Raw genomic sequence first — 10,130 nt, 5'->3', positions numbered from 1 at the left:
ACCGCCGTGGTCCATGCCCTCGTGACCACCGCCGTGGTCCATGCCCTCGTGACCACCGCCGTGGTCCATGCCCTCGTGACCACCGCCGTGGTCCATGCCCTCGTGACCACCGCCGTGGTCCATGCCCCCCTCCTTGCCGAGGAACGAGGTCGGCGACGGACGCTCGTCTCCGTGTGCGCCTCCTGCGGCGCGCCGTAGCAGCGCACCCGGAGCCGCGTCCAGATCGACGGCGAGGGTGCCCTCTCGGTGCACCTCGATCCGGTGTCGCGGTTCGGGAACCTGGCTCCACAAGACGTCGACGGCCGCTGTGAGTTCCGGTCCGGGTTCACCCAGGACGAGCAGGATGTCGGTATCCGCAGGTGCCAGGGAGCGCCTCCAGCCGCGCCGGTCGAGCTCGGCTTCGACGGACCATCGGAACGTCGTCTCGCCTGGGACGTCCACGAGCAGTACGCGGGGCCGGGACAACGCCCAAGCCCGCAGTCGAGCGATCACGTCCATCGCAGCGCACCCTCACGCCAGACGTAGGTGACACCGACGAGCAGGACTGCGAGGAACCCGAACATCTCGATGACGGCCTGCGCACCCATGTCAGCGACCACCACTGCCCACGGGTACATGAAGATCATCTCCATGTCGAAGGCAAGAAAGAGGACCGTGACCGCGTACCAGCGGGTGTGGTAGCGGGAGACGGCGTGCTGCTGCGGCAGCAGGCCTGACTCGTACGGCAGCACGGCCGCGGGCTCGCGCGCGCTCCTCAGCACAGAGGGAAGGGCGTAGACGCCGACGACGCCGGCCACGACGAGCACCGCTAGCGCCAGCAAGGCGACCATGGCTCCCTCCTCCCCTCACGCAGGACACTCGACGGCAGCGGCCGGGAGTGGTTCAAGCACAACATCCGGACGCTCGTCCGGGTAGGCCTGACCGTAGGAGTGGCCGAGAGCCCTCGCGTGTCGACGATGCTTCGGTTCAGCGACCGCACCGAACACCCAGCAGCCACTGTCAGTCTTCGTTCGGCGCTGCATTCGCGAGAACGACCAACTGGCGCAGGCAGTGATCCCGTAGGGGCTCGGGAAACCCTTCGGCCAGGCGGTAGTAGACGACGCGCCCCTGCTTCCGGTTCGCCACCAGGCCCGCCGTACGCAGCAACCGCAACGCGTAGCCGACGGCGTCCTCGTTCGCGTCCAGTGCCAACGCGAGATCGCCGACGCAGAGCTCCTCGACCATGTCCAGAGCGAAGAGGACCCGGGCCCGGGTCGGGTCGGCCATGAGGCTCAGCACGCTGGTGAGCTGGGCGGTTTCCTCCCGACCGGGCAGTCGAGTGCGGGCGTGGGCAACCCGTTCGGGGTCCACCGGGTGCGCATGGTCAGGTTCGGACATGAGAAACACCTCCGATCCACTCATACCCGTACGGCCCTACGGGTAGCCCCCGATCTGCCGGCGAGAGTCTCGGACGGCACCCAGGCCGACCGACGCCGTAGCACCGAGGAGGCACCCATGACCGTGGCAGCCCAGATGCTCGACACCTACCCCAAGGACCTCGGCGGGGTGGACAAGCAGAAGCTCCTGGAGTGCATCGAGGCCTGCTTCGAGTGCGCGCAGGCCTGCACCGCCTGCGCCGACGCCTGCCTCAGCGAGGACATGGTCGCCGAGCTGACCAAGTGCATCCGCACCAACACCGACTGCGCCGACATCTGCGACACCACCGGCCGGGTGCTGTCCCGGCACACCGGCTACGACGCCAACCTGACCCGCGCCGTCCTCGAGGCCTGTGCCGCCGCCTGCAAGGCCTGCGGCGACGAGTGCGCCCAGCACGCCGAGATGCACGAGCACTGCCGGGTCTGCGCCGAGGCCTGCCGGCGCTGCGAGGCGGCGTGCCGCGACCTCATCTCGTCCCTCGGCTGATCAGCCTGAGTCGCAGCTCGGCACCCTGACCGAAGACCGACGTGACGGCCAGGTCAGTACAACCGCCGTCGAGTCGCCGGTGAGCCGTCACCGGCGACTCGACGGACGGCGTGACTGGCCAGCGTGACGGCAGGTCGACGACCAGTGCTGATCGTCAGCTGCAGCCGCAACTACATCCGGACGGCTGACCGCCGGCCAGCGGCAGCTGCTGGACCGGTGCTGCGATCCGGTAGCCGGCCTCCTCCACAGCGGTGCGCACCGCGGCGTCCTCGACCCCGTTGTCACTGGTGACGATCAGCCCACCGGTGGCCAGCTCCACGTTCACGTCCGTGACGCCGGGCACCTGACCGACCTCCTCGGTGACCGAGTTGACGCAGTGGCCGCAGGTCATGCCGACGACGGTGTAGGTAGCGGTGCTCATGAAGCTTCCTCTCCGGACTGGTGGCCGATGCTTGCGCGGGCGGCGGGATACCGCGCCGACATGCCTAGAGTAGTACCCCCCGGGGGTATACGCCAGTCCGCAGGGCAGGCCCATCCCCGCGGGACGGACCGGCGCCCGCCCCAGTTCGGCGCATTCACGCCGATGCGTGAGGGGCCGGCCTCTCGGCCTTCTCCCGGCCGTACCAGGCCACGCCCTCACTGCTCCAGCACCATGTCGAAGGTCCGGCCCCCGTCCGTGGACGTGACCACCGCTGCCGCGGTCACGACGATGATGCGGCCGTCCTCATCCGCGGAGGAGGACACCGCCACCGCCTGCGGGGGCGATCCCAGGTCGGCGCCGCTCGCCCACGAGGCGCCGCCGTCGCTGCTGGTCCAGGTCACGCCCGAGGGATCGACCCCCGCCACGTGCACGCCGTCGTCCGCCCAGTCCACGACCTGTAGCAGCGGAGCGCCGTCCACGGCCGACCAGGTCCTGCCAGCGTCAGGGGACCGGAGCAGCCCCTGCGCGGTGGTGGCGAGCACCAGGTCCGTGTCGGGCGAGGCCGCCAGGCTGTGCGGCTCGCTCGGGATGGCCAGCGGCTCCCAGTCCCGGCCGTCGTCGCTCCGGAGCAAGGTGCCGTCATAGCCCAAGACACCGGCGGCGCCGGTGGTGAGGGCGTGGAAGTCCGACTGGCCCTGCCGGGACACCGCACTCCAGGTCCGGCCGCCGTCGGTCGACTCGATCAACCCCATCGGCTGGGGCAGGTCGACCCGCAGCCCGGGGTGGCCGGAGGCGAGGAAGTGCCCGGCCCCGGCGACGGTGAAGCCCATCAGGTCCATGACCGGGCTGACCAGCTCAGCCTGTCCGTCAGCGGTCACCTGGAACAGCCCCTCGTGCGTCGCGAGAAACAGGGAGCCGTCGGCCGGATCGGTCCCGACTCCGTGCACGTGGCTGATTTCCAGTGCTGCCTGAGCGGGTGTCGGGGACGCCGCTCCGGACTCCGGCGCCCCGGACGTGCAGCCCATCAGCACGATGGCGCCGGCGGACAGGACGAGGACCGGCATGCTCCGTCGTCGGTGGGAGCCGGGGACAGGGAAGGTCGTCGGACGTGGTGCCACGGATGCACTCCTTGGGTGCCGGTGGACGGCACGCCGGGCCAGGGCAGAGGCGCCACGGCAGCCGTCTACCGGCCGGTGTTGTCAGGTTGAGGAGGTGGGGCGCGGCGCCGGAACGGCACCGCGCCCCCGGAACGGATCAGCCACCCAGCTCTGTGAGTAGCTGCTGCATCTCCTCGATCTCCTGCGTCTGGGTCTGGCTGATCAGCCGGGCGAGGTCGACGGCCTCGGCGTTGCGGCCGCCTTCGATCTCGGTTCGTGCCATCTCGACGGCACCCTCGTGGTGCTCGATCATGGCTTCGAGCCACATGCGGTCGAATTCCGGACCGGCGGTCGACATGTCGTCCATGCCCATGCCGCCCATGCCCTCGGACCCGTGACCCATGCCCTCGGACCCGTGACCCATGCCCTCGGACCCGTGATCCATGCCGCCCATGTCTCCGGAGTCGTCCGGGAGCGGCTGGCCCCACTCCTCCAGCCAGCCGGTCATGAGATCGATCTCCGGGTCCTGGCCGGCTTCGATGCGCTCGGCGAGGTCCACGACCCGGGGATCGGAGGCGCGGTCCGTCGCGACCTCGGCCATCGTGAGCGCGCCTTCGTGGTGCGGGACCATCCCCTGGGCGAAGGTGACGTCGGCGTCATTGAACTCCGCGTTCTGGTCGGCGGAGCTCTCGTCGGTCGCGCTGCTGCCGGCGGTCGGCGTCTCGGCGGTCTCCGAACAGCCGGCGAGGACGACGACGGCGGACATCAGTCCCCCGGTGAGGCGGACGAGGCGAATGCTGGTGCGGGTCATGCTGGTCTCCAGTTCTGCGGGATGTAGGCATGCGTGCGGGACCCCGGAGCAGCCGGAGCTGCCGGGGTGCAGCGGTTCGGCCTAGATCCGCAGGAGACAGAGGACAGAGAGGTTCGGTGGCCGCGGCCGCAGGGACCACGCGGCGAACCGGCGGCCACGTCGAGGGGACCCGCGGAGGAGCGGAATCGCCCTGCCACGGAGGCGCGCCACGGCGCTCAGGATGGTCAACCCCGCGAGCAGAACGGCGAGACACACGGCCAGGACGTGAGCGTCGTGCCACGGCGCCGGCGGGCCGGTGGACGCGATAGCGGCTGCGTCGCGTACGCCGCCCGCAGCCGGGACGTCGGAGTGGTCGGGCATCCCGGCGTCCGCGGTGAGATGGACAGCCGCGGCGTGGCCACCGACGGATGAGACGGTTGCGAGCGACGAGGACCCGTGCTCCGTGGCCGGGTCCGAGGCCACGCACTGCATCCCGTGCATGGCGAACACGGCAGCCAGCAGCAGCAGCGCCGTCCACAGCCGTGTCGCCATGACCACCTCCTGCATACGACGGTACGACGGCCTCTCGGACACACCGGCGACCCCTCGACGCACCACGACGGAACACCCGCTCTCGAGGCGCCGTCGAGGCCGGCCGGGCGGCCGCAGGTACCGCCAGCTGGCCCGGAAGGGGGCGGGTTTGCCCCCTTCCGGGCATCCGGGCGGTTCACGGCGCCGCCTCCCGCGGACGCAGCGACTCTGCTCGGCTGGATGCAGTCGACCATCGCCGCCGCCGACGGCTTCGACCAGCGCTTCGGACTCCTCGCCGCAGGCGCTGGCGGAGCCGCGGCCAAGCAGGGTTGGATGTGCTGCGTCGACGCCCGACGGCAGCTGCACTCCGCCGGCGTCCTGGACGACGGCCGCGTCGTGGTCCTGCTGGGCGACTTCCCGGCGTCCAGCTCCTGGGCCCAGGCGGCGAGCGCATTGAACGTCGCGGCGGCCGCCACCCGAACCGGAACGGCCACGGTCGGCTGACCGAGGTCTCGGCAGAGAGGACCGCCCCATGGGGGCATCGTGATGAGCCAGCGCTGCTGCCACGCGGACGAGGCCTTCGCCCTCCTCGCGGCCGCCTCGCAGCGGTCCAACCGGAAACTGCGGCACATCGCGCAGGCGATCGTCGATGGAGTGACCGCCCCCGACGGCCGACGCGACTGACAGGCCGGCCTGGGGCCACAGGACGTCCCCAGGAAGCTCGACCTCGGCGACCACGTCACCTCCGCCCTTCCGCGCTGGTCTCCCGGACTGTCGACGCGGACGCCGGCCCGGTTCCTCCTTCCGGTCACCCGGGTTCAGGCGGTCCTCCGGAGGTCGAGGCCCGGGGTCCCTGCCCACCGGCCGAGGGATGCACCCCATCTGCGACGCCCCTGGGTTGGGACGGCGACCTCTGGGCACGACCAGGGGCGCGGTGATGGGTGAACGGCCACCTCGCCCGCCCCTCCTGCCGAGAGCTCCTGATGACGTCTGTCCTGCCCGCTCAGTGGCGGGCGTGCGACGGAGGGAGACGCCAACGGCCCCAGCCGTGGGCGACCACGCGATCGCCCGCTCATCGACCGGGCAGCCTCGGCCGCCCTGGTCCCGATCGCCGCGGGGGAGCTCCCGCCCAGCCTCTACCTCACCGCCAAGCGCTTCGGGGCCCCGGCAGTGGCAGCGCTCGCCTCCGCCCAACGCGCCTCGGATGAACACCGGGACGTGCCCGCATGAAGGCACGTCCTCGGCCAGCTACCCCCCTCGGCTGCGGGGGGCCATGGCGGCCGGGACACGGGGAGGAAGGCTTGGGATCCCGTGCGATCCGGACGTCCGGGTATCGTTCCACCGCGCTCCTCCCCCGCCCGCCATCTCCGTGATCGGCGCCGCATCTCGGAGAGAGGCCAGGGCCAGGCGGTCATCCGATGGGGGTTGAGGCGTGTCGCTGGCGGAAGACGACCAGGTGAAGGCCTCAGCCGTCGGCTTCATGCACGACGGGCTCCTCTACGACGACGCCAGCGAGCTCGCCGCCGTCGCGGGCCGCTTCCTGAGTGAGGGGCTTGCCGCGGGCGAGGCAGCCGTCGTCGCGACCGGTGCCTGGACAGCGGGCCTGCTGCGCGAGGCCGTCGGCGACGACGACCGACTCAACGTCCTGGATCGGGCGGATGTCTACCGGGCGCGTACGCCGACGGCCCTCACCGCCTTCCGCCAGCTGGCCGACCGGTTCGTGAACGAGGGCGTGACCCGGGTGCGGGTGGTCGGCGAGGTCGACTTCGGCAGCACCGACCAGGACCGGATCGAGTGGCAACGCTACGAGTCGGTGATCAACCACGCCCTGGCTCCCTGGCCGCTCTGGGGCCTGTGCGTCTTCGACACCCAGCGGCTGCCCCAGCCGGTCCTCGAGTCCGCCCGGCGGACACACCCGACCCTCGTCACGGACAGCGGCCGTGGTCGCAACCCGGACTTCCTCGATCCGGCGGAGTACCTCCGCGGGCTCGCGGCGCCGCAGGAGGCTCTCGAGGAAGCGCCGCCCCTGCTGGCCGTCCGCGGCGTCACCGACTTCATCGGCCTCCGCCACGCCGTCGCCGGCGAGCTGGCGAGGACGCACGGACCGCGCGACGTCATCGAGGACTTCACCCTCGCCGTCGACGAGATGACCTCCAATGCAGTGCGGCACGGCCGGCCACCTGTCGACCTGCACCTGTGGGCCTCGGCCGAGAGGGTGGTGTGCCGCATCACCGACCGGGGCGCCGGGATCGACGACCCCTTCGCCGGCTACGGACCTGCCCATGGCGAGGACCTCTCGCGCGGGGGGATGGGGCTGTGGCTGGCCCGCCAGCTGTGCGACCACGTCGACGTGAAGCGGACGGAGCACGGCACCTCGGTGCGGCTGATCGCACACCTGCGCTGACCGCGGCCACCTCCGTGGGTCTCGCACCGACACACGCATGCGGCAGAATCCCGGTCGCAGCGAGACCCCGCCGCGACCTTCACGAGCTCAGGAAAGGGAACCGTGGACGACGCCGAGCAGGCGCTGCAGGACCCCGACCAGGCGCGAGCCGCGCTGCTGGACCTGGCGATCGCGGCGGCGGGCATCGGCACGTTCGAGTGGGACCTGGTCACGGGGCGGCTGTCCTGGGACGCGCGCCTCGACGAGCTGTTCGGCTTCGCTGTGGGCGCCTTTGAGCAGACCATCGAAGCCTTCATGGCGCGACTGCACGCAGACGACGCGCCCCAGGTCAGCCGGCTGCTCCAGGAGGCCATCGACTCCGGCGGCGACTACGAGGCCGAGTACCGGGTCGTGGCGCCCGGTGCACCGGTGCGCTGGGTCGCCGCCCGCGGCCGGGTGCTGCGCGACGAGTCGGCAACCGCCGTCCGGCTCCTGGGCGCGGCCTGGGACGTCTCGGCCCGCAGGCAGGCGCAGGACCGCCTCGCCCAGATCCTCGAGACCATGGCGGTCGGCTTCCTCGCCCTCGACAGCGACTGGACGATCACCCACGTCAACGGCGAGGGCGAGCGGATCACCGGCTACTCGCGCGCCGACCTGCTCGAACGGAACGTCTGGGAGGCCTTCCCGGAGGCCGTCGGCTCGGACTTCGAGGAGCGCTACCGGGAGGCCGTGCGCAGCGGACAGTCGGTGACCTTCGAGTCGTACTACCCCGCGCCCCTGGACGTCTGGGTGGAGGTCCGCGCCGTCCCCACGCCCGAGGGCCTGTCGCTGTACTTCCTGGACATCAACGGTCGACGCCGCGTCCAGCAGGCCGCCGACCTGGCTGCCGCACGGGAGCGGCTGCTCAGCAGCATCACCGAGGAACTGGCCGCCACCCTCGACGCGGACGAGGCGGTCACCCGGCTGACCCGGCTGATCGTCCCCACGGTCGCCGACTGGTGCATCGTCACGCTGGTCGACGACGGCTCCGACGCCGGCACCCGCCGCGGCCTGCGCAACGTCACCTCGTGGCACGCCGATCCCGCCCTGCGTCCGGTCGCGGACGCCTACGCGCAGAGCCGGCTCTCGGCGCTCACCGACGACGCGCTCGTCGTCAACGCCCTGCGCAGCGGGCAGCCGCAGGTCCTGGCCAGCGGCGCCACCTCGACTGCCGCCGCGATGATCCAGCCCGGCCCGGTGCGCGACCTCCTCCTCCGGCTGGCGCCGGAGTCGGTGGCCGTCCTGCCGCTGCCCGGCCGTGACGGCCCGGTCGGCCTGCTGACCATCGCCCACGGCGCCGAGCGCGGGTCCCTCACGCCCGAGGACCTGACGACGGCCCGTCACGTGGCCGCCCGGGCCGGGCTGGTGCTGGACAACGCGCGCCTGTTCCGCCAGCAGCGGGAGGTCGCCGAGGGGCTGCAGCGCTCCCTGCTGACTCCCCCGCCCGAGCCCGACCACCTGCAGATCGTCGTCCGCTACGTCCCGGCGGCCCGGGCCGCCGAAGTAGGCGGCGACTGGTACGACGCCTTCCTGCAGCCCGCCGGCGCCACCGTGCTCGTGATCGGCGACGTCATCGGCCACGACATCGCCGCGGCCGCGGCCATGGGTCAGATCCGGACGATCGTGCGCACCATCGGGGCGGAGGACGGCGCAGCGCCCGCGGAAATCCTCAGCCGCGCGGACCGGGTCATGGAAACGCTGCAGACGGGCACCGCTGCCACCGCCGTCGTGGCCCGCCTGGAACAGACCGACGACGAGCGCCGCCGCGGGGTCACCCGGCTGCGCTGGGCCAACGCCGGCCACCCGCCGCCTATGGCCATCCACCCCGACGGCACGGTGCTACCGATGGCCACCGTCCCGGCCGACCGACTGCTCGGCGTCACGCCCGACGCGTCCCGCCGGGAGTCCGAGGTCCTCCTGGACCGCGGCGCCGTCGTCCTGCTCTACACCGACGGACTGGTGGAACGCCGCGACCAGGACCTCGACGCCGGACTTGCGCACCTGCAGCGGGAACTGGAGGCGCTGGCCGGGCAGGACCTCGACAGCATGTGCGACCAACTCCTGGAGCGGATGCTGCCCGACAACCCCGACGACGACGTCGCCCTCGTCGCCGTCCGGCTGCACCCCCAGGACCGGCCTCGCCCGCCGGAGGCCGGCCCCAACCGCATCCCGCCCAACGTCCCGGACGAGTCGGACGGTCACCGACGCAACGTCAGCGAATCGAAGTAGTCAGCCCGTGGCACAGCGCCCAGTGGGGCACCGCCACGTCGCAGAACTCCTCGACGCTCATCGGCGCCCGTCAGCGCGTCGAACGCCGTGGCCTGCGCTGGTGCGCCGTCAGGCGCGCCCACTCCGCCAACTTCTGGGCCGGCGGCTGCGCCGGGGCCGGCACTGCAGGCATGCCGCCGTACGGCTGCCCTGCCCCGGGGCCGGCCTTGCTGTCCCGGCGATGAGCCTCAAGTCCGGCAGCATCTCGCCGATCTTGAGGACGTCCGCGGCGGTGAACCACACCCCTTTGGTCGGGCCGGTGCGCTGGTGCGGAACCCGGCGCTCACGCACCAGGTCCTTGAGCCACTTCTCCTTCATGTTGAGCCTCCGAACCACCTCAGCCGAGGTGTAGCACCGGACGGCAGCAAGCTGTTCATCGGTCATGCCCAGGATCAGTCCGGCATCCGGTGGACAGCGCAGTCACCACTGAGGAGAGGCCACTGGGCGGCCGGCGTGGGGGGCAGATCGGGGGGCAACCGGGACGCTCAGGACCGCTGAAGGACGCACAGGCACGATCAGAAACGTCCGGTGAGGCCCGTATCCTGGGCATTCGCCGGGCCAGCAGGCCCGGGACCGGCCTCACTCGCGGGTTCGAGCCCCGTCACTCACCCCAGCGGTGGGGGGGGGGGGGGGGGGGGGGGGGGGGGCGGGCGCCCCCGGGCCCCCCCCCGCGGGGCCCCCCCCCCCCCCCCCCCCCCC

The 10,130-nt window shown here is 72.1% G+C and carries 12 protein-coding genes; 5 read left to right on the top strand and 7 right to left on the bottom strand.

Annotation, left to right across the window (positions count from 1 at the left end; genetic code table 11):
* The 3 genes from ACI8AG_RS20205 to ACI8AG_RS20195 all read right to left on the bottom strand — a co-directional run.
* The coding region (locus ACI8AG_RS20205) for a hypothetical protein (RefSeq protein ID WP_456598452.1) at nucleotides 1-498 on the bottom strand (498 nt) is incomplete at its 3' end.
* Complete coding sequence (locus tag ACI8AG_RS20200; protein WP_456598451.1) at nucleotides 489-830, bottom strand: NADH-quinone oxidoreductase subunit A; 342 nt, start codon at nucleotides 828-830, stop codon at nucleotides 489-491. The genes ACI8AG_RS20205 and ACI8AG_RS20200, both read right to left, overlap by 10 nt.
* Nucleotides 831-999: 169 nt before the next feature.
* On the bottom strand, nucleotides 1,000-1,377 hold the full coding sequence (locus ACI8AG_RS20195; protein ID WP_456571417.1) for an ArsR/SmtB family transcription factor: 378 nt from the start codon (nucleotides 1,375-1,377) through the stop codon (nucleotides 1,000-1,002).
* Nucleotides 1,378-1,494: 117 nt separating this feature from the next.
* Between ACI8AG_RS20195 and ACI8AG_RS20190 the strand changes: the two genes are divergently transcribed.
* Complete coding sequence (locus ACI8AG_RS20190; RefSeq protein WP_456598450.1) at nucleotides 1,495-1,902, top strand: four-helix bundle copper-binding protein; 408 nt, start codon at nucleotides 1,495-1,497, stop codon at nucleotides 1,900-1,902.
* 154 nt (nucleotides 1,903-2,056) lie between these two features.
* On the opposite strand, the gene ACI8AG_RS20185 is transcribed toward ACI8AG_RS20190, so the two are convergent.
* The 3 genes from ACI8AG_RS20185 to ACI8AG_RS20175 all read right to left on the bottom strand — a co-directional run bounded on the left by ACI8AG_RS20185 (nucleotide 2,057) and on the right by ACI8AG_RS20175 (nucleotide 4,231).
* Nucleotides 2,057-2,323 (bottom strand): heavy-metal-associated domain-containing protein, encoded by a 267-nt coding sequence (locus tag ACI8AG_RS20185; RefSeq protein ID WP_456598449.1) that lies wholly within the window; start codon nucleotides 2,321-2,323, stop codon nucleotides 2,057-2,059.
* A 215-nt stretch (nucleotides 2,324-2,538) separates the two neighbouring features.
* On the bottom strand, nucleotides 2,539-3,387 hold the full coding sequence (locus ACI8AG_RS20180) for a F510_1955 family glycosylhydrolase (protein ID WP_456598448.1): 849 nt from the start codon (nucleotides 3,385-3,387) through the stop codon (nucleotides 2,539-2,541).
* A 190-nt stretch (nucleotides 3,388-3,577) separates the two neighbouring features.
* Nucleotides 3,578-4,231 carry a DUF305 domain-containing protein gene (locus ACI8AG_RS20175; RefSeq protein ID WP_456598447.1) on the bottom strand — a complete coding sequence of 218 codons (654 nt, stop codon included), beginning with the start codon at nucleotides 4,229-4,231 and terminating at the stop codon, nucleotides 3,578-3,580.
* A 750-nt stretch (nucleotides 4,232-4,981) separates the two neighbouring features.
* Here ACI8AG_RS20175 and ACI8AG_RS20170 point away from each other — a divergent pair.
* The 4 genes from ACI8AG_RS20170 (at nucleotide 4,982) to ACI8AG_RS20155 (ending at nucleotide 9,392) form a co-directional block, all read left to right on the top strand.
* On the top strand, nucleotides 4,982-5,245 hold the full coding sequence (locus tag ACI8AG_RS20170) for a hypothetical protein (RefSeq protein WP_456598446.1): 264 nt from the start codon (nucleotides 4,982-4,984) through the stop codon (nucleotides 5,243-5,245).
* A gap of 42 nt (nucleotides 5,246-5,287) precedes the next feature.
* Nucleotides 5,288-5,425 carry an ANTAR domain-containing protein gene (locus ACI8AG_RS20165; protein ID WP_456598445.1) on the top strand — a complete coding sequence of 46 codons (138 nt, stop codon included), beginning with the start codon at nucleotides 5,288-5,290 and terminating at the stop codon, nucleotides 5,423-5,425.
* Between the two features lie 748 nt (nucleotides 5,426-6,173).
* Entirely contained in the window at nucleotides 6,174-7,145 is a 972-nt protein-coding gene (locus ACI8AG_RS20160) for an anti-sigma factor RsbA family regulatory protein (protein ID WP_456598444.1), read from the top strand.
* A gap of 102 nt (nucleotides 7,146-7,247) precedes the next feature.
* Nucleotides 7,248-9,392, top strand: a complete 2,145-nt coding sequence (locus ACI8AG_RS20155) for a SpoIIE family protein phosphatase (RefSeq protein WP_456598443.1) — start codon at nucleotides 7,248-7,250, stop codon at nucleotides 9,390-9,392.
* A gap of 108 nt (nucleotides 9,393-9,500) precedes the next feature.
* On the opposite strand, the gene ACI8AG_RS20150 is transcribed toward ACI8AG_RS20155, so the two are convergent.
* Nucleotides 9,501-9,815 (bottom strand): hypothetical protein, encoded by a 315-nt coding sequence (locus tag ACI8AG_RS20150; protein ID WP_456598442.1) that lies wholly within the window; start codon nucleotides 9,813-9,815, stop codon nucleotides 9,501-9,503.
* Nucleotides 9,816-10,130 lie beyond the last annotated feature (315 nt).

This window comes from Blastococcus sp. SYSU DS0552, from assembly GCF_054050815.1.
The sequence above is the reverse complement of the archived record's forward strand: the minus strand, read 5'-3'. Positions and strand labels throughout refer to the sequence as shown.

What these genes read in the sequence shown, in the direction of transcription:
- ACI8AG_RS20150 (WP_456598442.1), bottom strand. Translation starts at nt 9,815, where the DNA reads ATGACCGATGAACAGCTTGCTGCCGTCCGGTGCTACACCTCGGCTGAG.
- ACI8AG_RS20200 (WP_456598451.1), bottom strand. Translation starts at nt 830, where the DNA reads ATGGTCGCCTTGCTGGCGCTAGCGGTGCTCGTCGTGGCCGGCGTCGTC.
- ACI8AG_RS20165 (WP_456598445.1), top strand. Translation starts at nt 5,288, where the DNA reads ATGAGCCAGCGCTGCTGCCACGCGGACGAGGCCTTCGCCCTCCTCGCG.
- ACI8AG_RS20185 (WP_456598449.1), bottom strand. Translation starts at nt 2,323, where the DNA reads ATGAGCACCGCTACCTACACCGTCGTCGGCATGACCTGCGGCCACTGC.
- ACI8AG_RS20190 (WP_456598450.1), top strand. Translation starts at nt 1,495, where the DNA reads ATGACCGTGGCAGCCCAGATGCTCGACACCTACCCCAAGGACCTCGGC.
- ACI8AG_RS20170 (WP_456598446.1), top strand. Translation starts at nt 4,982, where the DNA reads ATGCAGTCGACCATCGCCGCCGCCGACGGCTTCGACCAGCGCTTCGGA.
- ACI8AG_RS20175 (WP_456598447.1), bottom strand. Translation starts at nt 4,231, where the DNA reads ATGACCCGCACCAGCATTCGCCTCGTCCGCCTCACCGGGGGACTGATG.
- ACI8AG_RS20180 (WP_456598448.1), bottom strand. Translation starts at nt 3,387, where the DNA reads ATGCCGGTCCTCGTCCTGTCCGCCGGCGCCATCGTGCTGATGGGCTGC.
- ACI8AG_RS20195 (WP_456571417.1), bottom strand. Translation starts at nt 1,377, where the DNA reads ATGTCCGAACCTGACCATGCGCACCCGGTGGACCCCGAACGGGTTGCC.